Consider the following 22,187-nt stretch of genomic DNA (forward strand, 5'->3'; position numbering starts at 1 on the left):
TCCGAACCCGGAAGCTAAGACTGACAGCGCCGATGGTACTGCGAGGGGGACCTCGTGGGAGAGTAGGACACCGCCGGACACCTTTTCAGAGGGTCGTACAGTGAATGCCAGTGCTGGCGCTCACTGTGCGGCCCTCTTCTCATTTATGGACTTTTAATTCGATAGCGTTGATTCTCCGGGAGGCACCCATGAACGATCGGCCCCAGCGGGACGAGCCCGCAGACCGCGGCCCCCGGAAACGCAACGACGGCCAGCATCGTGGTGGCGGCCAGCGCCGCGACGGCGGCGCCCGGTCGAACTGGGATCGCGGTTCGCGATCGTCGAACGGCGACCGCCCGCGGCGCGATGATGGCGGCCAGCGTCGCGAATCCGGCAGCCGTGACGATCGCGCTCCGCGTCGCGAAGGCGATTTCCGGGATGACCGACGCCCGCGCCGTGATGGCGATTTCCGCGACGATCGACGCCCGCGCCGGGACGGCGGCGGTTCCCGCGACGATCACCGGGGCGGTCGCGGAGGGGAGCGTCGGCCCTTCCGCAGCGGTGAAGGCGGCCAGGATCGCCGCGCGCGCCGTGATGGCGACTTCCGCGACGATCGACGCTCGCGGCGCGACGGCGATGAGCGCCGTGGTGGCGAGCGGGACGGAGAGCGTCGCCCGTATCAGAATCGCGCAGGCGACTTCCGGGGTGACCGCGGGCCCCGTCGCGATGGCGACGACCGCGGAGGAGCGCGTCGCCCCTATCGCGGCGGCGAAGGCGGCGAGGAACGTCGGCCCCGTCGGGACGGTGACTTCCGGGATGATCGTCGCCCGCGTCGCGAGGGCGACTTCCGCGGCGACCGTCGCGGAGGCGACCGGGATCGCGACGATCGCCGCGGGAGCCGCCCGCAAGGCGACCGCCGGGAGAGCTACGGCCGCGGCGGCACTCGCGGCGGCGGCCGGAGCGACCGTGGCGGCAGCGGGCGCGAGTACACGGAGGCGGAGCGCCTGCAGCACGAGCTGCGCCCGGTGCGCGCAGAGCATCAGGATCCGGTGATTCCGGACGATATCCGCGCCAACGACCTGCATCCCGCCGCCCGCAACGAGTTGAAGACGCTGCAGGCCGACGTGCAGGAGCGCGTGGCGCGCCATCTCGCAATGGTGGCGATGCTCATCGACGAGGATCCAGAGCTCGCGCATCAGCACGCCCTCTCGGCGAGCCGACGCGCGGGCCGGATTCCCGTCGCCCGCGAGACGCTCGCGATCACGGCTTACCGCACCGGCGACTTCGCGCTCGCGCTGCGCGAACTGCGCACCTATCGGCGACTGAGCGGCCTCGACGGGCATCTCGCGCTGATGGTCGACTGCGAACGCGGCCTCGGCCGGCCGGAGAAGGCGCTCGAGACCGGCCTTGAGGCCGACACCTCGAAGCTCGACACCGAGCAGCGGGTGCACCTCGCGATCGCGATGTCGGGCGCCCGCCTCGACCTGGGGCAGACGCAGCAGGCGCTCTTCGAGCTCGAGATCCCGGAGCTCAATCCGCAGCGCGCGTTCTCGTGGAGCCCCGAGCTCTTCGGAGCCTATGCGGCGGTGCTCGAGGATCTCGGACGCGACGACGAGGCGCGCGAGTGGTACCGTCATGCCGACCGCGCAGCGGGCGCTCTGCAGGACCATCTCGGATCGCTCGACCAGCTCGAGGTCTTCGAGATCCACGAGTCCGAGTTCGACCTCGAAGAGGCGTCCGACGACGAGGATCCCGCGGACGTCGACGCGCGTGTCGAGGGCGCGGCTGAGGAGTCGGAGCAGCGGAGCGACGCTGCGGATGACACCCGGCCGGAGGAGGATGCGGTGGCTCCCGCGGAGGCGGAGCCCGAGGCGGGGGCCGCCGTCGGCGACGCTGCGGCTCCGGCTGGCGAGGATGAGGGGCTGAGCGCCCCCGACGCCGAGGACGAGATCGCGGCCGAGGTCGCCGAACTGCTCGCCGAGGCCGGCATCGGGGAGGCAGAGCGGCCCGAGAGCGCGGAGGATCGGTCGTAGTGGCGCTGTTCGGGAAGAAGCGCACCCCGCTCGGAGCGGCGCCGATCGAGGGCCGGGAGCTGCTGCTCTCCGACCTCGACGGCGTCGTCTACCGCGGACCCGGCGCGATCCCGGGAGCCGTCGAGCAGCTGAACCTCGCGGCCGAGCGGGCGCGCCTCGCCTACATCACGAACAACGCCTCCCGCACCGACGCCTCGGTCGCGGAGCACCTCCAGGGCCTCGGTCTGCGGGCGCGCCCCGAAGACGTGGTCACCTCGCCCCAGGCGGCGGTCGCGCTGCTCGCCGGGTCGGTTCCCGCCGGGTCGCGGGTGCTGGTGGTGGGCGGCGACGGCCTGGTCGACGAGTTGCAGAAGGCCGGCTTCGAGGTGACTCGCAGCGCCGACGACGACCCCGCCGCCGTGGTGCAGGGCTTCGCCCCCGACGTGGGGTGGGTGCACCTCGCCGAGGCCGCGTTCGCGCTCGCCGAGCAGCCGGGGCGCGATCCGCTGCCCTGGATCGCGACGAACACCGACTGGACGATCCCCGTCGCCCGCGGGCTCGCCCCGGGCAACGGCACCCTCGTATCGGCCGTGCACACGGCCGTGCAGCGGCTGCCGGTCTTCGCGGGCAAACCGGAGACGCCGATCTTCGAAGCGGCGTTCGAGCGCTTCGGCACGCGCAATGCGCTGATGCTGGGCGACCGGCTCGACACCGACATCAAGGGGGCGCGAGCGGCGGGCATCCCGTCACTGCAGGTGCTCACGGGCGTCGATCGGCCGAAGCAGCTCATCGCGGCATCGCGGGACATGCAGCCCGACTACATCGTCGCCACCCTCGCCGAGCTGCACGAGCCCTACCCCGCGACCGAGCAGCTGCGCGACGGCACCGTGCAGGTCGGCTCCGCGAAGGTGCGCATGGACGGGCACGTCGCCCGGGTCGTCGCCGAGGGGGAGGCTCCGCTCGATCTGCTGCGCGCCGGCTGCGCCGCGGTCTGGGGATCCGGGCTCGCGATCTACGGTCTGAAGATTCCCGAGATCCTGTACGAGGATCACTGGCGCTGAGCCGCGAGGAACGAGCGGGCGGGGCGCACGCAAAGCAGCTCCGGGCCGTGTGTGCCGGTGCGTGTCGGCGGCCGCGGCTAGGCTTGAGCCATGGACAGGGAGCCCCACAGCGAAGACGGTCTGCTCGGGCGCCTCGAGGTGATCGAGGCGCAGCCGCTGGCGCAGCGCGCCGCGGGTTTCGAACAGCTGCACGACGAGCTTCTCGCCGAGTTGCAGCGGGGCGACCATGGCGGCTCCTGACGATCGGGGCGAGGGGGTCTGGCTGGGCGAGGGTGAACGCCTGGATCGGGCGCTGCCGCAGCTCGGCCTCGCCCGGTCTCGCAGCCAGGCGGCCGAGCTGATCGCGGCGGGCAGCGTGCTGGTCGACGGCCGGCCGGCGACGAAGTCGGGCGCCCGCGTGCCCGAGGGGGCGCGGATCGCGGTCGCGGGCGGCGACCACTACGTGAGCCGCGCTGCCCACAAGCTCATCGCCGGTCTCGACGAGTTCGGCATCGATCCCGCCGGCCGTGTCGCTCTCGACCTCGGAGCGTCGACGGGTGGCTTCACTCAGGTGCTGCTCGAGCGCGGTGCGCGGGCGGTGCAGGCCATCGACGTGGGCCACGACCAGCTGGTGCCCGAGCTGCGCGCCGACGCGCGGGTGCGCCTGGTCGAGGGCCGCAACGCCCGCGAGCTCACCGCCGAGAACCTGGCGGCCGACACGGGAGTGGTCGAGCCCCCGGCCCTGGTGGTCGCCGACCTCTCGTTCATCTCGCTCGGCCTGATCCTGCCCGCCATCGCGCGCTGCGCGGCCCTGGACGCCGACCTCGTGCTGCTTGTGAAACCGCAGTTCGAAGTCGGGCGCGTGCGCGACGGGGTGGTCACCGACCCGGCGCTGTGGGCGCAGGCGATCCGCACCGTGCTGCGTGCGGGAGAAGAGCACGGCTTCGCCGCGCGCGGCCTCGCCCGGTCGCCGATCGCCGGCGGTTCGGGCAACCGGGAGTTCCTGGTGCACTTCGCAGGCGTCGAGGACGCGCATCCGACAGAATGGGAGGGGAGGATCGCGGAGCTCTGCGACGACGACGATCGCGCAGCCCCCGCTCGAGTCCGACCCCGCAACCGAGCGAACGGAGAGCCATGAGCACTGCGCATGAAGCGGGCACGAGGCGTTTTCTCGTCGTCTCGCACACTCATCGCGACGAGGCGGTCGCGGCCACGGTCGAGGCGGTATCCGCGCTTCGCGCAGCCGGTGCGGAACCCGTGCTCGACCGGCACGACCGGCAGGAGTTCGCACCGCACCTGAACATCGAGAGCATCGCCGAGCTCGGCCGAGACGTGACCATCCACGAGCTCGAGGCCGCCATCGTGCTCGGCGGCGACGGCACGATCCTGCGCGCCGCCGAGCTGCTGCGCGGATCCGAGTGCCCCATCGTCGGGGTCAACCTGGGGCACGTGGGCTTCCTCGCCGAGATGGAGAACTACGACCTCGCTGAGACGATCGACCGGGTGCTGCGGCGCGACTACACGGTCGAGGAGCGCATGACGGTCGACGTGCAGGCCACCTGCGACGGCGAGGTGATCGCCGAGACCTGGGCGCTGAACGAGGCATCGGTCGAGAAGCGGCGGCGCATGCTCGAGGTGGAGATCGGCGTCGACGGGTTGCCGGTCTCGAACTTCGCCTGCGACGGAGTGGTGCTCGCCACGCCGACGGGGTCGACGGCGTACGCGTTCTCGGCCGGCGGGCCCGTCGTCTGGCCCACCGTGCAGGCGATGCTGATGGTGCCGATCGCGGCGCACGCGCTCTTCGACCGCCCCCTGGTGACGGGCACCGACTCCGAGCTGAGCGTGCGCATCCTGCCCGAGAACATCGGACCGGGCGTGATGTGGTGCGACGGACGGCGCCGCACCGAGCTGCCGGCGGGTTCGATCGTGCGGGTGCGCCGATCCGCGCACTCGGTGCGCCTCGCGAGGCTCAACCGGGCGATGTTCTCGGATCGGCTGGTGCGCAAGTTCCACCTGCCGGTCTCGGGCTGGCGCGGCACCCGTCGGGAGAGCGGAGGGGCCGAGTGATCGAGGAGCTGCATATTCGCGATCTCGGGGTCATCGCCGACGCGACGCTGCCGCTCGGGCCGGGCTTCACGGCGATCACGGGCGAGACCGGCGCCGGCAAGACGATGGTGGTAAGCGCGCTCGGCCTGCTGATGGGGGAGCGCAGCGACGCCGGGGCCGTACGCACCGGCGCAGCCCAGGCGCGCGTCGGAGGCATCGTGCGCACCTCTGACCCTGCGGTCGCCGAGATCGTCGACGACATCGGGGGCGACCTCGAAGACGGCGAGCTGGTGCTCAGCCGCACCGTGAACGCGGAGGGGCGCAGCCGCGCGAGCGTCGGCGGCGCGAGCGCCCCGGTGGGCAGCCTGGGGCGACTGGCCGAGCGGCTGTTCGCCGTGCACGGCCAGTCCGAGCAGCTGCGCCTGAGATCGGCTGCGGCGCAGCGCGACACACTCGACCGGTTCGGCGGCGACGAACTCGCGGCGACCCTGCGCGACTACCGCACCGCGCATCGCGAACGGCAGCAGCTGGGCGCGCAGGTCGCGGAGCTCACGGAGGCCAGGGACGAGCGGGCCGCCGAGGCCGTCCGTCTGCGCTCCGAGCTGGAGGAGATCGCCGCGGTGGATCCGCAGGCCGGCGAAGAGCAGGAGCTCGTGCAGCGCATCGACCTGCTGAGCAACGTCGAGGCGCTGCGGGCCGCCACCTCTTCGGCGCACGAGGCGCTCGCCACCGACTCCGACGACCCCATGAGCCGAGACGCGAGCTCGCTGGTCGACGAGGCGGTGAGAGAGGTCGAGCGCGTCGCCGGCCACGATCAGCGCCTCGAGGCCGTGCTCGAGACGCTGCGCAGCGCGAGCTTCCAGCTGGCGGACGCGGCCCGCGAACTCGCGGCCTACGCCGCCGACCTCGATCAGGAGGGGCCGGGGGAGCTCGCGCAGGCGAACGATCGGCTCGCCGCCCTCACCGGGCTGTTCCGGGTGTACGGCGCCGACTCCGCCGCGGTCGTGGAGTACGCAGCCGACGCGGCGCGGCGTCTGACCGAGCTCGACGGCGACGACGAGCGCATCGACGAGCTCACCGCGCGCCTCGAGCAGCTCGACGATGAGGAGCGCTCGCTCGCCGACCGCCTCTCCGAGCTGCGCGCCGACGCGGCGTCGCGACTCTCCGAGCTGGTGACGGTCGAGCTCAGGCAGCTCGCGCTGCCCGACGCCGAGTTCGTGGTGCGGGTGACGCCCCTCGACGCCCTCGGCGGCTCGGGCGGCGACGAGGTGCAGCTGCTGCTCAGCCCGCACCCGGGGGCGCAGCCGCGACCGATCGCGAAGTCGGCCTCCGGAGGCGAGCTCTCGCGCGTGATGCTGGCGCTCGAGGTGGTCGTCGCCGGCGTCGACCCGGTGCCCACCTTCGTGTTCGACGAGGTCGACGCGGGTGTGGGCGGCGCCGCCGCGATCGAGATTGGCCGTCGCCTCGCGCGCCTCGCGCGGTCCTCGCAGGTGATCGTGGTGACGCACCTCGCCCAGGTCGCGGCCTTCGCGAACAACCACCTGCAGGTGGTGAAGGACTCCTCCGGCGGCTTCACCGAGAGCAGCTGCCGGCGCCTCGAGGGCGAGGAGCGCCTCGCCGAGATGGCCCGGCTGCTCTCGGGGCTCAGCGACTCCGGGAGCGCGCTCGAGCACGCCGCCGAGCTGCTCGCGCTGCGCGACTAGGGCCGCGTTGCTGCGGCCGATCCCGGCCCCGCCGAGGCTGTTCCGCGCCGCCTCGCGAAGAGTGTCCGCGGCAGGTGCTACGCTCCACACATGGTGAAGATCTTCGGTCGCCGCTGGTCGAGCGGCGCGACGAAACCGACGCTCAGCGACAATGCGGCGGCGAAGGAGGCCTACCTCGATTCGCATCCCGAGGTGGTGCACGCCGACCTCGAGCAGCTCGACTCCGAGACGCGAGAGATGTACCGCGATGCGCGCGAGGCCGCGGTCGACGCGCGCGAGGAGCGCGCGAAGACGCATACCCGCGATTTCGTGGTGCGCAGCCCGTTCCAGCTCGGCTTCACCGTGACGCTCGGCGTGCTGGTCGCGCTGCTGGTCGGCTCGATCATCGGTCAGCTCAGCACCATCATCATGTACGTCGCGGCGGCGCTCTTCATCGCGCTCGGCCTCGACCCCGTGGTGCGCATGCTCGAGCGGCGGGGCATCAAGCGCCCGCTCGGCATCGGCATCGTGTTCGGCGGCTTCGTGCTGGTGATCGGCGGCCTGCTCGGCATCATCATCCCGATGATCGCCAACCAGATCACCCTGCTCGTGCGCAGCGCCCCCGCTCTCGTGCAAGACCTGAACAACCAACCCTGGTTCATCGACCTCAACAGCCGCTTCGGCGAGTTCGTCGACTTCGACGGCCTGCTGCGCATGGGCCAGGACTTCGTCGGCGACCCCGAGAACCTGGCGCAGATGGCCGGCGGCGTCTGGCAGGCCGGCATCGGCATCGCCAACGGCCTCACCGCGGGGCTGATCGTGCTGATCCTCACCCTCTACTTCCTGGCCTCGCTGCGCAGCGTGAAGCGCGCCTTCTACTCGCTCGTGCCCCGCTCGGGCCGCGCGAAGGTCATCGACATCACCGAGCAGGTCACCAAGTCGGTCGGCGGCTACGTGAACGGCATGGTGGTGCTCGCCTTCACGAACGCCGTGCTGGGCTTCATCATGATGACGATCGTGGGCGTGCCTTTCGCCGGCCTCGTCGCGGTGGGCGTGTTCTTCCTCGCGCTCATCCCGCTCATCGGCTCGGTGCTGGCCACCGTGCTCGTGTCGATCGTCGCGCTCTTCGACTCGCCGATGACCGCGATCATCGCCGCCGTCTACTACCTGATCTACATGCAGATCGAGTCGTACCTGCTGACGCCGCGCATCATGAACCGCGTGGTGTCGGTGCCGGGCTCGCTCGTGGTGATCGGCGCCCTTGCGGGCGGCACGCTGCTCGGCCTGCTCGGCGCCCTCATCTCGATCCCGGTCACCGCCATGGTGCTGATGATCATCAAACAGGTGTGGATGCCGCGGCAGGAGATGCGCTAGCTCTCTCCGCCTCGCCCGTTCGCATGACAGCATTCAACTGATAGGATCGAAGCCCGTGGGAACAGAGCAGCGCACGGACCAGACCGGCATCACCAAGCACATCTTCGTGACCGGGGGTGTCGTCTCCTCGCTCGGCAAGGGGCTGACCGCCGCGAGTCTCGGCAATCTCCTCACCGCGCGCGGTCTGCACGTGGTCATGCAGAAGCTCGATCCGTACCTCAACGTCGATCCGGGCACCATGAACCCGTTCCAGCACGGCGAGGTCTTCGTGACCGACGACGGCGCTGAGACCGACCTCGACATCGGGCACTACGAGCGCTTCCTCGGCATCAACCTGTCGCAGGCGGCGAACGTCACCACCGGCCAAATCTACTCGACCGTGATCGCCAAGGAGCGCCGCGGCGAGTACCTCGGCGACACGGTGCAGGTGATCCCGCACATCACCAACGAGATCAAGCGCCGCATGCGGCTGCAGGCCGAAGAGGATCCCCGCCCCGACGTGATCATCACCGAGGTCGGCGGCACGGTGGGCGACATCGAGTCGCAGCCGTTCCTCGAGTCGGCGCGCCAGGTGCGCCACGAGCTCGGGCGCCAGAACGTGTTCTTCGTGCACGTCTCGCTGGTGCCCTTCATGGGCGCGTCCGGCGAGCAGAAGACCAAGCCCACCCAGCACTCCGTCGCGGCGCTCCGCTCCATCGGCATCCAGCCCGACGCCCTCGTGCTGCGCAGCGACCGCCCCGTCACCGACGACAACCTGCGCAAGATCGCGCTCATGTGCGACGTCGACGAAGACGCGGTGGTCAACGCGATCGACGTGCCCAGCATCTACGACCTGCCCCGCCTGCTCAACGACCAGGGCCTCGACCAGACCATCGTCGAGCACCTCGGCCTCTCCGAGCGGGCCGACGACGTCGACTGGACCGACTGGCAGCCCGTGCTCGACGCGGTGCACCACCCGAAGGGCGAGGTCACCCTCGCGCTCGTGGGCAAGTACATCGACCTGCCCGACGCCTACCTCTCGGTGACCGAGGCGCTGCGCGCCGGCGGCTTCGCGCACTCCACGAAGGTCAATCTCAAGTGGGTGCCCTCCGACACCTGCGAGACGCCCGAGGGCGCGCTCGAGCAGCTCGGCGACGTCGACGGCATCTGCGTGCCCGGCGGCTTCGGCATCCGCGGCATCGAGGGCAAGCTCGGCGCGCTGCGCTTCGCCCGCGAGAACGGCATCCCCACGCTCGGCCTGTGCCTCGGCCTGCAGTGCATGGTGATCGAGTACGCCCGCAACGTGACCGGCCTCGAGGGAGCCTCGTCGACCGAGTTCGACCCCGAGACCCCCGTGCCCGTGATCGCGACCATGGCCGAGCAGGTCGACATCATCGACGGCGGCGACCTCGGCGGTACGATGCGCCTGGGCCTCTACGAGGCCGCGCTCGCGGAGGGGTCGCTCGCGGCCGAGCTCTACGGCGCGCCCACTGCGAGCGAGCGCCATCGCCACCGCTACGAGGTGAGCAACCGCTATCGCGACCGGATCGCGGAGTCGGGCCTCTCGTTCTCGGGCACGAGCCCCGACGGCGAACTGGTCGAGTACGTCGAGCTGGCACGCGACGTGCATCCGTTCTACATCGCCACGCAGGCGCACCCCGAGCTGAAGTCGCGCCCGGGCACGCCGCACCCGCTGTTCGCCGGCCTCGTCGGCGCCGCGATCGAGCGCCGCGACGCGGCGCAGCTGTTCGAGGTCGAAGAGGGCGAGTAGAGCGACCGTGGCCGGCGAGGAGACCGCGGCGGTTGCCGCGCAGCGGGAGGGCGGATCGGCTCCGCTCGCCGACGCCCTCGCCGAAGTGCCCGTGCTCGACAGCGAGCTGCTCGTGCGCGGCCGCGTCTGGGACGTGCGCCGCGACCGCTTCGAATTCGGCGGCGAGGTGCTCACGCGCGACTACCTCGACCACACGGGCGCCGTCGCCGTGGTGGCGCTCGACGCCGACGACCGGATCCTGCTGATCCAGCAGTACCGGCACGCCATCGCGCACCGCGACTGGGAGATCCCCGCCGGCCTCATGGACGCGCCGGGGGAGTCGGGGCTGCTCGCCGCGCAGCGCGAGCTCGCCGAGGAGGCCGACCTGCAGGCCGGCCGCTGGCATCTGCTGCTCGACGAGTTCCTCTCGCCCGGCGGAACGAGCGAGGCCATGCGCGTCTTCCTCGCCCGCGACCTCACACCCGTCGAGCACGACTACGTGCGCGGCGAGGAGGAGGCCGAGCTCGTGCCCCGCTGGGTGCCGCTCGACGAGGTCGTGGAGGCGGCGCTCGAGGGGCGCGTGCAGAACGCGGTCACGGTGAGCGCCGCGCTCGCCGCCTGGGTCTCCCGGGGCCGCGGATGGTCGACGCTGCGCGATCCCGAGCTGCCCTGGATCGCCCGCGAAGCCGCACGGGGAGCGCGGTCGGGCTGATGGGCCGCCTCACCGCGCAGCAGGGGGCCGAGCGCTATCTGCGCCACGTGACGCTCGAGCGCGGCCTCTCGGCCAACAGCCTGGCCGCGTACCGGCGCGACCTCGACGCCTACGCCGCCTGGCTCGATCGCCGCGGCATCGACGAGCTGTCGCGGGTCACGCCCGACACGCTGTCGGAGTACGTCGCCGAACTGAACGGGGGCGCCGCCCCCGCCGGGGGCGCCGCTGCTTCCGGAGCGGCCGCCCCCGGCGGCCCCGACGCGCCGCCCCCGCCCCTCGCGCCCGCCTCGATCACCCGCAGGCTCTCGACCGTGCGCGGCATGCACCGCTTCCTGTTCGAGGAGGGGCTGCTCGAGAGTCACGCGGGCAGCGGCGTGCGCACCCCGAAGCGCGCGCTGCGGCTGCCCAAGGCGCTGCCCGTCGAGGACGTCGAGGCGCTGCTCGCGGCGGCCGGCGGAGGGGAGGACGCGACCGCCGATCAGCCCGTGGCGCTGCGTGATCGCGCACTGCTCGAGCTGCTCTACGCGAGCGGCGCGCGGGTGAGCGAGATCACGGCCCTCGACGTCGACGATCTGCTCTCGGTTCCCGGGCGGGGCGACGCCTGGGGCGACCCCGAGCGCGCGCTCGCCGAGGGCGGCTTCCTGCGCGTGACGGGCAAGGGGTCGAAGCAGCGGATCGTGCCCTACGGCAGTTACGCGGGGCGCGCGCTCGCCGCCTACCTGGTGCGCGCCCGCCCCACGATGGCCGAGAGGGGCGGCGGCACACCCGCGCTCTTCGTGGGACCCCGCGGCGGCCGGCTCTCCCGGCAGAGCGCCTGGCTCGTGATCCGGGCCGCCGCCGAGCGCGCCGGCATCACCGCCGAGGTGTCGCCGCACACCCTGCGCCACTCGTTCGCCACGCACCTGCTGGCGGGCGGCGCCGACGTGCGCACCGTGCAGGAGATGCTCGGCCACGCCTCGGTGACCACCACGCAGATCTACACGCAGGTGACCGCCGACACGCTGCGCGAGCACTACCTCACCGCCCACCCGCGGGCGCGTTAGCGTTCTGCGTTTCGGCGCGGCGGCTACAGGTGCAGGCGCTTGGAGAGTTCGTGCCGCACCTCGGCGCCCCGAGCGAGCTGCAGCAGCACCAGCACCACCACGCTGAGGGCGCCGCAGATGGCCGACGGCAGCGGCGTGGTCACCCAGCCGAAGGCGAGGAAGCCGAAGGGGGCCAGCCCGAGGAGCACGGTCAGTCCGCTGTAGACGATGTGCTCTCCGACCTCGATGCGCATCACCCGAACGGTGATCAGCAGCGCGACGATGGAACAGGCGCAGACGATCGGCACGGCGTAGTTCAACGACCAGCCGTGCCAGCCGGTCAGGTAGTCCCAGTACACGCAGATCAGGCCGACCAGCACCACGAGGTACACGGTGCCCTTGGCGACGTTGCGCCGCTTGCGCACCGCCATCAGTACCACGAGCCACATGGTGATCACTCCGAGCCACACCGAGCGGAGCGCGCCGATGCCCTCCACCCCACGACTGAACAGCAGCTGGACGACGAACGATGCGAGGATCACCGCGAGCGAGGCGAGGAACAGCACCCTCAGCACCCGGCGCCGGGAGAACTCGAGCGGCACCGCCGGGAGCGGGCTCGGGATCGTCTCGCCGGCGGTCGCCGCACTGCACAGGGGGCAGCGGGTCCAGGCGCCCTCGATATCGACGGCGCACTCCGCGCAGCGCCTCATGACTCGCCCTCCGACAGGCCTTCGCCCTTCGCCAGGCCTTCGCCTTCCGCGAGCTCCGCCTCGGTCACCCGCGCGGCCGCGACGCGCACGTTCAGCCCGCGGCGGGTGAGCAGCCGGGCGAACTCCCTCACGTGGTCGGTCTCCGTGAACGGCGAGGTGAAGGTGATCGTGAGCTGACCCGCGTGCGACATGGCGCAGAACTGCGGGCGCACGGCCGAGACCTGGAACAGCATGCGCCCCACGTGCGATTCGGCCGGATCCGGCAGGCTCACGCGGCCGAGATTCGACACCGCCACGCTCAGCCCGCGGTTGTTGGCCCAGTTGATCAGCCCCAGCAGCACGTCTTTGAGGGGCCGCGGCACGATCCTCAAGCCGGCCATCCGCTCGAAGCGGATGAATCTCCGAAGCTTCTTGCCGAGCGCCTCGGCGCTCGCCTTCGGCCTGAACTGGGCCTCGAGCCGCCGGCAGATCGAGCCGAGGTCGTCGGGCCCCTCGCCGTAGGTGTGCTCCACGCGCACGGTCGCGAAGAAGTTGCGGGCCGACGTCGACGGGTAGAACTGGCGCAGATTCACCGGCACCGATGCGGCCAGAGTGCGGGCCCTGCCGAGGCCGCCGGAGGACAGGCGGATCGACTCGAAGAACACCGCTGTCAGGTACATGGTGAGCGCGACGCCCTCGGCCCGCGCGAGCGCCAGCACCTCTTGCGCCGGCACCGTGAGTTCGACGGCGCGCGTGCGATTGTCGGGGGTGCGGGTTCCCCGGACCCGGCAGGCCCGCGCGCCCGGGCGGCGACGCGGAGTGCGGGGGCTCGGGGGCTCGGCGGGCGCGGGCCGCGCGCTCTCGTCGACGGTGAGCGGGGCCGGCGCGGCGGCGCGGCTGAACGCGGACTCGGAGGCCGGCGGGTCGCCGCGGCGGGCGCGGGGCGGGCGGCGGAAGTAGTGCGCGAAGCTGTCGGAGGCCAGCTCGTGCGGCGTGCCGGCCGGGTCGTCGCCGGGCCGGGGCGAGGCGTCGGCCCGAGCGGGGTCGGTGCGTGTCTCCTCGGCCGCGGCGGCCTCGAGCGGAGGCTCGGGGTGACGCAGCCGGATGTACGCCGCCAGCAGGTCGGAGAGGAACCACAGCGCCCCCGTGCCGTCGGAGAGCGCGTGGAAGATCTCGAGGATGATCCGTCGCCGGTGATGCATCACGCGGAACAGCAGCCCGAGCCGATCCGCCTGGTAGATGGGCGCGCAGGTGGGCCGCGCGTCGGCGGTGACGGTCGGGTGCAGATCGCTGTCCTGCAGGTAGTACCAGAACACGCCGCGTCGCAGCACCGCGTGGTAGAGCGGGTACCGTTCGTAGGTGAGGTCGAGCGCCTGCTGCAGCAGCATCGGATCCACCTCGTGGTCGACCTCGGCGCTCGTGCGGAACACCTTCGGATCCGCGTCGCTGCGGGCCGCGAGGAAGATGTTGGAGGCGTTGTCGAGCCGCACCCAGGCCCGGCGCGTCATGGCAGCCCCTGCGGGCTCGGGTGCTCGGCGGCGGTGTCGCCCAGGAACGCGTTGATCACCTCGTAGGCCTCCCTGAGCGAACGGGAGAAGCGGGGCAGCGCGATGAACCCGTGCAGAGCCCCGTCGACGCGGTGCACCTGCACCGCGTTGCCCGCCGCCTCGAGCGCACGGCCGTAGGCCTCGCCCTCGTCGCGCAGCAGATCGAGCTCGGCCGTGATGAGCAGGGTGCGCGGCTGCCCGGAGAGGTCCTCGGCCATCAGCGGCGCCACGAGGCGATCGCGGCGCTTCTCGGGATCGGGCACGTAGAGCTCGAAGTAGTCCTGCACCTCGGCGTTCGTGAGCCGGTAGTCCTCGCCGTGATTGCGCACCGACGCGAACGGGGAGGATGCGGGATCGTGATCCCAGTGCGTCACCGGGTAGAGCAGGATCTGCCGGGTCGCTCCGCGCTGACCGCGCTCCAGCAGCAGCAGCGAGACGACCGCGGCGAGGTTGCCGCCGGCGGAATCGCCCACCAGCACGATCTTCGAGGCGTCGGGCGCTCCCGCCAGCCACGGCTTCTCCAGCAGCAGCCGGGCGACGTCGAAGCAGTCCTGCAGTCCGGCTGGGAAGGGGTGCTCGGGAGCCAGGCGGTAGTCGACGGAGATCACCGTGCAGCCGGTGAGATCGGCCATCGTGGCGCAGGCGGGGGTGTAGCTCTCGATATCCCCCGTGACCCAGCCGCCGCCGTGGAAGAACACGAGCACGTCGTCGCGCAGCCGCTTCTTCGGGGTGAAGATGCGAGCCGGCACCCGATGGTCGCCGTCGTCGGAGGGCACCTGCCAGTCCGAGGCCTGGTATCGAGGGGCCGGCAGCGCGGCCAGTCGGCGCTGGCGGCGGCGCACCTTCTCGTAGTCCTCGCGCATGTTGACGCGGGGCGCGGCGAACAGGCTCAGCACCGCCCGGAACAGCGGGTTCACGGGCGGGAGCCGGTGTCGGCGGCGGTGCGTTCCATGACCCCAGCATAGAGAGGCCGCCCGCCGCGCCGGTTGGAGCGGGCTGAGCCCGCCCGGGGCGGCCCCGTCGGAGCGGTCGGCGTCTTCCGTTGGGAGGTGAGGGATCGGGATCGCGCGATAGGATGGAGCGTTAGCGAGCGACACGAGAGGGACGGGTATGGCGAACACTCTGTTTGAGCTGGGACCGACCGGCCGCCCCGAGCGCGTGATCCCCGCGCCCCGGAAGCTCGACCGGCACGGCCCCGCGCGCATCATCGCGATGTGCAGTCAGAAGGGCGGGGTGGGGAAGACCACCAGCACCATCAACCTCGCAGCCGCCCTCGCGCGGTACGGTCGTCGGGTGCTCGCCGTCGACTTCGACCCGCAGGGCGCGCTCTCGGCCGGCCTCGGCGTGCCCGCGCACGACGTGCCCACGATCTACGACCTCATGCTCGGCAAGGAGAAGGATCCGCGCGCGGCGATCCAGCGCACCGAGACCGCGGGCCTCGACGTGATCCCGGCCAACATCGACCTCTCCGCCGCGGAGGTGCACCTCGTCACCGAGGTGGCGCGCGAGCAGATCCTCGCCGGCGTGCTGCGCAAGGTCGTCGACGACTACGACGTCGTCCTCATCGACTGCCAGCCCTCCCTGGGCCTGCTCACCGTCAACGCGCTCACCGCGAGCCACGGCGTGCTGATCCCGCTCGCGTGCGAGTACTTCGCGCTGCGCGGCGTCGCCCTGCTCGTCGAGACCGTTGACAAGGTGAAGGACCGCCTCAACCCGGCGCTCGAGCTCGACGGCATCCTCGCCACGATGTACGACGCCCGCACCCTGCACGCGCGCGAGGTGCTCGAGCGTGTGGTCGACACCTTCGGCGACAAGGTCTTCGACACCGTCATCGCGCGCACCGTGAAGCTGCCCGACGCGCAGATCGCGGCGAAGCCGATCCTCGACTACGCGCCCTCGAACGCCGCGTCCGAGGCCTATCTCAAACTCGCCCGCGAGCTCGTGCAGCGGGGCGTCGTCGCCTGAGCACCGCCATGATCGCGCTCGCCGAGGATCCCGAACTGGGCGCTGATCCGGCCCAGGGCACGGCCGCCGACCCCGAAACCGGGGTCGACGACGGCGCGTTCCGGGTGTCGCTCGAGGGGTTCGACGGGCCCTTCGATCTGCTGCTGAACCTGATCGGCAAGCACGAGCTCGACATCACCGAGGTGTCGCTCAGCCTCGTCACCGACGAGTTCATCGCCTACCTCGCATCGCTCGAGGGGCAGGGCCTCATCGAGCTGGATCGCGCCTCGGAGTTCCTGGTGGTCGCCGCGACGCTGCTCGACATGAAGATCGCGAGCCTGCTGCCGCAGGGCGAAGCGGTCGACGCCGAGGACATCGCCCTGCTCGAGGCGCGCGACCTGCTCTTCGCCCGCCTGCTGCAGTACCGCGCCTTCAAGCAGGCGAGCGCCTGGTTCCAGGCGAGGCTCGCGGCCGAGGGCGCGCGGCACCCGCGGCTCGTGCCGCTCGACGCCAAGTACCGCGAGCGCACGCCCGAGCTCGCGTGGTCGCTCTCGGCGGCCGACTTCGCAGCGATCGCGACCCTCGCGTTCGCGCCGCGCGAGATCCCGAGCGTCGGCCTCGACCACCTGCACGCGCCCCTCGTGTCGATCCGAGAGCAGGCCGCCGTGGTCGTGTCGGCGCTGCGCACGGGTGGTGCGAGGTCGTTCCGCGAACTCGTCGCGGGCGTCGACGCGGTGGGCGAGCGGGGTGTGATCGTGGCCCGGTTCCTCGCGATCCTCGAGCTGTACCGGCGCGCCGCGGTGACCTTCGAGCAGGCCGAGCCGCTGGGCGAGCTGCGGGTGCAGTGGACCGGCGAGCACTGGTCGGACGACGAACTGGCTACCCTGGGGAGCGACTATGACTGATCAGGCATACACGGGCCAGGATCCCGCAGCCGAGCCGGCGGTCGACCCGGTCGAGCCGGTCGCTTCGGCGGGAGAGAGCGACGCGGGATCGCGCGAGCCGAGCGCGGCCGAGACCGAGCTCGCCCGCGCCCGCGAGCACCACACCCTCGCGCAGCAGCTCGAGGCACTGCTGATCGTGGCCGACGAGCCGCTCAGCGTCGTCGCGCTCGCGACGGCCACCGACCGGCCGATGCGCGAGGTGAAGGCGGCGCTCGCGGGCCTCATCGCCGAGTACGACGGCGAGGCCGGGGCGGCCGGAGACGCCGGCGGCGGTTCCGGGGCGGCATCGCGGGGCTCGGGATCGCCGCGCGGCTTCGAGCTGCGCGAGGTCGCGGGCGGGTACCGCTTCTACGTGCGCGAGAGCCTCGACCCCGTGGTCGCCGACTTCGTGCAGCAGCAGACGCCCGCGAAGCTCTCGCAGGCCGCGCTCGAGACGCTCGCCGTGGTGGCCTACCGCCAGCCGATCTCGCGCGGCGCGATCGCGTCGATCCGCGCCGTCAACGTCGACTCGGTGGTGCGCACGCTGCTCGCGCGCGGCCTCATCACCGAGGTGGGGCAGGATCCCGAGACCACCGCGACCCTCTACGGCACGACCGAGGCGCTGCTGCGGCACCTCGGCATCGACGACATCTCCGAGCTGCCGCCCATCGCGCCGCTGCTCGACGACCCTTCGGAAGGATTCGAGCATGAGTCGCTCTGAGAGCGGGAACGCGGCCGGCCGTTCCGCACGCCGAGGAGCCGCGCGCGGCGACGCCGGAAGGGCCGCACCCGACGCCGGCCGAGGTGCGCGGCACGGCGGGCGGTTCGAGGTCGACGGGCAGGTCGTCGAGATCGACATGGCCGAGTGGGGCTGGGACCGGCCGGTCTCGGATCCGCCCGCCGATCCGCAGCCCGAGGACGACGGCCGGGTGCGGTTGCAGAAGGCGCTCGCGCACGCGGGCGTCGCGTCGCGGCGCGCGTGCGAGACGCTCATCACGAGCGGCCGGGTGACGGTGAACGGCGAGGTGCAGCGCGAGCTGGGCAGCCGCATCGATCCCGACGCCGACGATGTGCGCGTCGACGGCGTCGTGGTGCAGCTCGACGTCTCGAAGCGCTACTTCGTGCTCAACAAGCCGCGGGGTGTGGTCTCGACCATGCGCGACGAGGGGGGCCGCCCGGATCTGCGCGAGTTCGCCGAGCGCGTGGACGACCGCCTCTACAACGTGGGTCGCCTCGACACCGACACGAGCGGGCTGCTGATCCTCACCAACGACGGCGAGCTCGCGCACCGCCTCGCCCACCCGAGCTTCGGCGTGCAGAAGACCTACATCGCCAAGGTGCGCGGGCGGGTGACGGCGGCCGTGATCCAGCGCCTGAAAGACGGCGTGCAGCTGGCAGACGGCCCGATCCACGCGGATCGGGCGAAGCTGCTGCCCGACGGTTCGAGCCGCTCGCACTCCCTCGTCGAGGTGACGCTGCACTCGGGCCGCAACCGCATCGTGCGCCGCATGCTGGCCGAGGTGGGGCATCCGGTCGAGGAGCTCGTGCGCCGCCAGTTCGGGCCCCTGCACCTCGGCACCCTGCTGGTGGGCGAGATGCGCGAGCTCTCGGCGGCGGAGCGCGGGGCGCTGCTGTCGGCGGTCGAGGACGGCGGAGCGGGCGGAGCCGACGACGGGCCGGACGCCTCGCGGAGTTCGGGATCGCGCGGCGCCGGCCGCGGGACGCGGGGGGCCGCGACGGCCGGCCGGCCCGGCGACGGCGCGGGCGCTCGCGGCATGCGCGGCGTGGCCGCCAAGGGCAACCCGCACAATCGGCGCGGCGCGCAGAGCGTGAGCGGTCGGGGCGCGAAGAAGCCGGAAGAGGGCTCGGGTCGCTCAGGATCCGGGCGCTCGGGATCCGGCGACGCCGGAAGCGGCCGCAAGGAAGTCGGCCCCCGCGGCCAGAACGGCAAGCAGCCGGGCTCGACCGGCCGAGCCGGTGCGGCGGGACGCAAGGGGCCTGCCGCACCGCGGCAGTCGCGAGGGTCGCAGAAGCCGCGGGGCGGCAACAAGGGAGGGGCTCGATGAACGAGCTGCAGGCGCGCACGCGCGGATCAGTGCACGTGATCGGGGCCGGCCTGCTCGGCGCGAGCGTGGGCCTCGGCCTGCGCGAGCGGGGAGTCGACGTGACCCTCGAAGACCTGTCGCCGACCACCGTCGCGCTCGCCGCCGACTACGGGGCGGGCCGGGTGCGCACGGCCGACGATCCGGCTCCCGCGCTCGTGGTGGTCGCCACCCCGCCCGACGTCACGGCCGACGTGGTCGAGCGGGCGCTCGCCGAGTTCCCCGGCTCGGTCGTCACCGACGTGGCGAGCGTCAAGCTGGCGCCGTTCCTCGAACTCGCGCGCCGCGGCATCGACCTCACGAACTACGTCGGCTCGCACCCCATGGCGGGTCGCGAGCGGGGCGGCGCGATCATGGCGCGCGCCGATCTCTTCACCGCACGCCCCTGGGTCGTCTGCCGCGATCACGAGACCCCGGCCGAGGCACTCGCGCTCGTCGAGGCGGTCGCGCTCGACCTCGGCGCGGTGCTCATCGAGATGACGCCCGAGGAGCACGACCGCTCGGTGGGCCTCGTCTCCCACCTGCCCCAGGTGGTGTCGAGCCTGCTCGCGGCGCGGCTCGTGCCGGCGACCGAGCAGGCGATCGGGCTCGCGGGCGCCGGGCTGCGCGACACGACGCGCATCGCTTCGAGCGACCCCGAACTCTGGGTGCAGATCCTGGGTGCGAACCGCGAGCCGGTGGTCGAGCTGCTCGACGCGCTCGCCGTCGACATCGCCGCCTTCACCGAGGCGCTGCGCGACCCCTCCCGGTCGGGCGCGAAGCGGCGCATCGCCGACCTGCTCTCGGCCGGCAACCGGGGGGTCGAGCGCATTCCGGGCAAGCACGGCTCCTCCGAGCGGTTCACCACGCTCACCGTGCTGGTCGATGACCGGCCGGGCCAGATCGCGAGGCTGCTCACCGAACTCGGAGAACTGGGCATTAACATGGAAGACTTGCGCCTCGAGCACTCGCCGGGCGCGCAGATCGGGTTCGCGGAGATCGCGGTGCTGCCGGAGGTGGCCGAGCGCGCGATCGAGGGGCTCGCCGAACGCGGATGGAGAACGCTGTGAGTGATGCTGCGATGAACGCTTCCGCGGTGGCGCCAGCCTCCGCTGCGGGGCCGACCGCGTCGGCCCCGCCTCTGCTGGTCGCGATCGACGGCCCCGCGGGAAGCGGCAAGTCGAGCGTCTCGCACGCCGCGGCCGATCGCCTCGCGTTCGGCATCCTCGACACGGGCGCCGCCTACCGCTCGCTGGCGTGGGCCGCGCTGCGGGCGGGCGTCGACCTCGACGACGAACGCGCCGTGCTCGAGCTGCTCGAGACGTGGGGCTTCACCATCACCATGCGCGGCGAGCAGTGGGTCACCGTGACCCTGCCGGCGGAGGAGGGCGCGGCGTCCGGCGACCCCGTCGACGTCACCGCCGAGATCCGCGACCCCGCGGTGAGCGCGCAGGTCAGCCGGGTCTCGAAGCACCCCGCGGTGCGCGAACGGCTGAACGAGATGTTCCGCCGCATCGTCGCCGCGTCGGGCCTGCCCGGCGTGGTGATCGAGGGGCGCGACATCACCACCGTCGTCGCGCCCGAAGCGCCCGTGCGCATCCTCATGACGGCCTCGCCCGAGGTGCGCGCCCAGCGCCGCGCCGGCGAGCTCGCCGACATGTCGCACGAGCAGGTGCTCGCCGACATCGCCGCCCGCGACGCGAAGGACGCGCTGGTGGTCGACTTCTTCACCCCCGCACCCGGGGTGACGCTCGTGGACACGAGCGATCTGAACTTCGAGCAGTCGATTCAGGCTGTGGTCGATATCGTACGAGCGGTGCAGCGCGCCGCGGAAGAGAGCAAGCGATGAACGAGCAGACCCCCGGCGCGGGAACCGAGCAGGGCGAGCCCGAGGTCTTCGACGCCTCGGCGATCGCCGAAGACGAAGTGATCGTCGGCGACGAGTTCGACGGCGAGGTCACCGACGAGGAGCGGCTGCGCGCCATGCGCTCCAACCTCGACGGCTTCGACCTCGAAGACGACGACCTCGCGATCATCGGCGAGGACGGCGAGTTCCTGGGCTTCTCGGAGCCGCTCGCCGAGGCCCTGCCCGTCGTCGCGATCGTCGGCCGCCCGAACGTCGGCAAGTCGGCGCTCGTCAACCGCATCCTCGGCCGCCGCGAGGCCGTGGTCGAAGACGTGCCCGGCGTGACCCGCGACCGCGTCAGCTACTCGGCCGAGTGGCTCGACACCCGCTTCACGCTCGTCGACACCGGCGGGTGGGAGCCCGACGCGAAGGGCATCGACGCCTCCGTGGCCCTGCAGGCCGAGGTCGCGATCGAGCTCTGCGACGTGGTGATGTTCGTGGTCGACTCGCGCGTCGGCCCCACCGCCACCGACGAGCGCGTGGTGCAGCTGCTGCGCCGCACCAAGAAGCCCGTCTTCCTCGTCGCCAACAAGGTCGACGACGCCGTGCAGGAGCCCGAGGTCGCGCAGCTGTGGTCGCTCGGCCTCGGCGAGCCGCACCCCGTCTCGGCGCTGCACGGGCGCGGCGTCGCAGACCTGCTCGACCAGGTCGTCGAGGCCCTGCCCGAGGAGTCCGCCGTCGCGCAGCCGAAGCTCGCGGGGCCGCGCCGCGTCGCGATCCTCGGCCGCCCGAACGTGGGCAAGTCGAGCCTGCTCAACAAGGCCGCGGGCGAGGAGCGGGTCGTGGTGAACGACCTGGCCGGCACCACCCGCGACCCCGTCGACGAGCAGGTCGAGATCGCCGGCCGCGTCTGGACCTTCGTCGACACGGCGGGCATCCGCCGCCGCGTGCACCTGCAGAAGGGCGCCGACTTCTACGCCTCGCTGCGCACCGCGGCCGCCCTCGAGAAGGCCGAGGTCGCGGTCGTGCTCATCGACGTCACGCAGGAGATCAGCGACCAGGATCTGCGCATCATCGACCTCGTGCTCGAGTCGGGCCGCGCGCTCGTGCTCGCGTTCAACAAGTGGGACCTGCTCGACGACGATCGCCGCCGGTACCTCGATCGGGAGATCGAGCAGGACCTCGCGCACGTCGATTGGGCGCCCCGCGTGAACATCTCGGCGCGCACCGGCCGTCACCTCGAGAAGCTGGTGCCCGCGCTCGAGACGGCTCTGGAGTCGTGGGACACCCGCATCCCGACCGCCAAGTTCAACGCGTTCGTCGCCGAGCTCGTGCAGGAGCACCCCCACCCGCTGCGCAGCGGCAAGCAGCCGCGCATCCTGTTCGGCACCCAGGTGCAGAACCGGCCGCCCACGTTCGTGCTGTTCACGTCGGGCTTCCTGGATCCCGGCTACCGCCGCTTCATCCAGCGTCGTCTGCGCGAGCGCTACGGATTCGAGGGCACCCCCATCGTGCTCAACATGCGCATCCGCGAAAGGCGTGCCCGGCGATAGCAGCTGCG

The 22,187-nt window shown here is 72.2% G+C and carries 20 protein-coding genes and 1 pseudogene; 17 read left to right on the forward strand and 4 right to left on the reverse strand.

Translation table 11 applies throughout. The annotated features are described in order from the left end of the window. Positions 1 to 143 precede the first annotated feature (143 nt). Positions 144 to 1,064 carry a hypothetical protein gene (locus H490_RS31890; RefSeq protein WP_193743380.1) on the reverse strand — a complete coding sequence of 307 codons (921 nt, stop codon included), beginning with the start codon at positions 1,062 to 1,064 and terminating at the stop codon, positions 144 to 146. On the opposite strand from H490_RS31890, the gene H490_RS17690 reads away from it, so the two are divergent. From H490_RS17690 to H490_RS17730, 10 genes are all read left to right on the forward strand, one after another. Continuing rightward, positions 1,029 to 2,012, forward strand: a complete 984-nt coding sequence (locus H490_RS17690; RefSeq protein ID WP_238560275.1) for a hypothetical protein — start codon at positions 1,029 to 1,031, stop codon at positions 2,010 to 2,012. The genes H490_RS31890 and H490_RS17690 overlap by 36 nt on opposite strands. Then, the gene (locus tag H490_RS17695; RefSeq protein WP_017882719.1) at positions 2,012 to 3,052 is read left to right on the forward strand and encodes an HAD-IIA family hydrolase; all 1,041 of its coding nucleotides are present in this window, start codon (positions 2,012 to 2,014) and stop codon (positions 3,050 to 3,052) included. The genes H490_RS17690 and H490_RS17695 overlap by 1 nt, the downstream gene beginning before the upstream one ends. Before the next feature lie 90 nt (positions 3,053 to 3,142). Next, positions 3,143 to 3,292, forward strand: coding sequence for a hypothetical protein (locus tag H490_RS32225; RefSeq protein ID WP_017882720.1), 150 nt, complete (start codon positions 3,143 to 3,145; stop codon positions 3,290 to 3,292). Further along, positions 3,279 to 4,169 (forward strand): TlyA family RNA methyltransferase, encoded by an 891-nt coding sequence (locus H490_RS17700; protein ID WP_017882721.1) that lies wholly within the window; start codon positions 3,279 to 3,281, stop codon positions 4,167 to 4,169. Before H490_RS32225 ends, H490_RS17700 begins: the two co-directional genes overlap by 14 nt. Next, complete coding sequence (locus H490_RS17705; RefSeq protein WP_017882722.1) at positions 4,166 to 5,098, forward strand: NAD kinase; 933 nt, start codon at positions 4,166 to 4,168, stop codon at positions 5,096 to 5,098. The genes H490_RS17700 and H490_RS17705 overlap by 4 nt, the downstream gene beginning before the upstream one ends. Further along, a complete protein-coding gene (gene recN / locus H490_RS17710) occupies positions 5,095 to 6,780 on the forward strand; it encodes a DNA repair protein RecN (RefSeq protein ID WP_017882723.1) in 1,686 nt (561 codons plus the stop codon). Before H490_RS17705 ends, recN begins: the two co-directional genes overlap by 4 nt. Before the next feature lie 90 nt (positions 6,781 to 6,870). Further along, positions 6,871 to 8,133 (forward strand): AI-2E family transporter, encoded by a 1,263-nt coding sequence (locus tag H490_RS17715; RefSeq protein ID WP_017882724.1) that lies wholly within the window; start codon positions 6,871 to 6,873, stop codon positions 8,131 to 8,133. A gap of 55 nt (positions 8,134 to 8,188) precedes the next feature. Continuing rightward, positions 8,189 to 9,883 (forward strand): CTP synthase, encoded by a 1,695-nt coding sequence (locus H490_RS17720; RefSeq protein WP_017882725.1) that lies wholly within the window; start codon positions 8,189 to 8,191, stop codon positions 9,881 to 9,883. A gap of 7 nt (positions 9,884 to 9,890) precedes the next feature. Continuing rightward, entirely contained in the window at positions 9,891 to 10,574 is a 684-nt protein-coding gene (locus tag H490_RS17725) for an NUDIX domain-containing protein (RefSeq protein WP_017882726.1), read from the forward strand. Beyond that, a complete protein-coding gene (locus H490_RS17730) occupies positions 10,574 to 11,617 on the forward strand; it encodes a site-specific tyrosine recombinase XerD (protein ID WP_017882727.1) in 1,044 nt (347 codons plus the stop codon). Before H490_RS17725 ends, H490_RS17730 begins: the two co-directional genes overlap by 1 nt. Positions 11,618 to 11,640: 23 nt before the next feature. Here the strand turns inward: H490_RS17730 and H490_RS17735 are convergent, their stop codons facing one another. Genes H490_RS17735 through H490_RS17745 form a run of 3 tightly spaced genes read right to left on the reverse strand, consistent with a single transcriptional unit; the run spans position 11,641 to position 14,749 of the window. Further along, a complete protein-coding gene (locus H490_RS17735) occupies positions 11,641 to 12,306 on the reverse strand; it encodes a DUF6320 domain-containing protein (RefSeq protein ID WP_017882728.1) in 666 nt (221 codons plus the stop codon). Next, complete coding sequence (locus tag H490_RS17740; RefSeq protein WP_017882729.1) at positions 12,303 to 13,793, reverse strand: hypothetical protein; 1,491 nt, start codon at positions 13,791 to 13,793, stop codon at positions 12,303 to 12,305. The genes H490_RS17735 and H490_RS17740 overlap by 4 nt, the downstream gene beginning before the upstream one ends. Then, complete coding sequence (locus tag H490_RS17745; RefSeq protein ID WP_017882730.1) at positions 13,790 to 14,749, reverse strand: alpha/beta hydrolase; 960 nt, start codon at positions 14,747 to 14,749, stop codon at positions 13,790 to 13,792. Before H490_RS17745 ends, H490_RS17740 begins: the two co-directional genes overlap by 4 nt. 193 nt (positions 14,750 to 14,942) lie before the next feature. On the opposite strand from H490_RS17745, the gene H490_RS17750 reads away from it, so the two are divergent. The 7 genes and pseudogenes from H490_RS17750 to der all read left to right on the forward strand — a co-directional run bounded on the left by H490_RS17750 (position 14,943) and on the right by der (position 22,179). After that, positions 14,943 to 15,797 carry a ParA family protein gene (locus tag H490_RS17750; protein WP_017882731.1) on the forward strand — a complete coding sequence of 285 codons (855 nt, stop codon included), beginning with the start codon at positions 14,943 to 14,945 and terminating at the stop codon, positions 15,795 to 15,797. An 8-nt stretch (positions 15,798 to 15,805) separates the two neighbouring features. After that, a complete protein-coding gene (locus H490_RS17755; RefSeq protein ID WP_017882732.1) occupies positions 15,806 to 16,681 on the forward strand; it encodes a segregation and condensation protein A in 876 nt (291 codons plus the stop codon). Beyond that, positions 16,674 to 17,420: an SMC-Scp complex subunit ScpB gene (gene scpB, locus H490_RS17760; RefSeq protein WP_017882733.1), complete on the forward strand. Its 747-nt coding sequence runs from the start codon at positions 16,674 to 16,676 to the stop codon at positions 17,418 to 17,420. Before H490_RS17755 ends, scpB begins: the two co-directional genes overlap by 8 nt. Positions 17,421 to 17,556: 136 nt before the next feature. After that, a pseudogene (locus tag H490_RS32570) lies at positions 17,557 to 18,336 on the forward strand (pseudouridine synthase); the annotation flags it as partial. A 425-nt stretch (positions 18,337 to 18,761) separates the two neighbouring features. Further along, complete coding sequence (locus tag H490_RS17765; protein ID WP_017882735.1) at positions 18,762 to 19,850, forward strand: prephenate dehydrogenase; 1,089 nt, start codon at positions 18,762 to 18,764, stop codon at positions 19,848 to 19,850. 11 nt (positions 19,851 to 19,861) lie between these two features. Beyond that, the gene (gene cmk / locus H490_RS17770; RefSeq protein WP_017882736.1) at positions 19,862 to 20,629 is read left to right on the forward strand and encodes a (d)CMP kinase; all 768 of its coding nucleotides are present in this window, start codon (positions 19,862 to 19,864) and stop codon (positions 20,627 to 20,629) included. Next, positions 20,626 to 22,179 carry a ribosome biogenesis GTPase Der gene (gene der, locus H490_RS17775; RefSeq protein WP_017882737.1) on the forward strand — a complete coding sequence of 518 codons (1,554 nt, stop codon included), beginning with the start codon at positions 20,626 to 20,628 and terminating at the stop codon, positions 22,177 to 22,179. Before cmk ends, der begins: the two co-directional genes overlap by 4 nt. The last annotated feature ends 8 nt before the right edge of the window (positions 22,180 to 22,187 follow it).

This window comes from Leucobacter sp. UCD-THU, from assembly GCF_000349545.1.
GTDB lineage: Bacteria > Actinomycetota > Actinomycetes > Actinomycetales > Microbacteriaceae > Leucobacter > Leucobacter muris.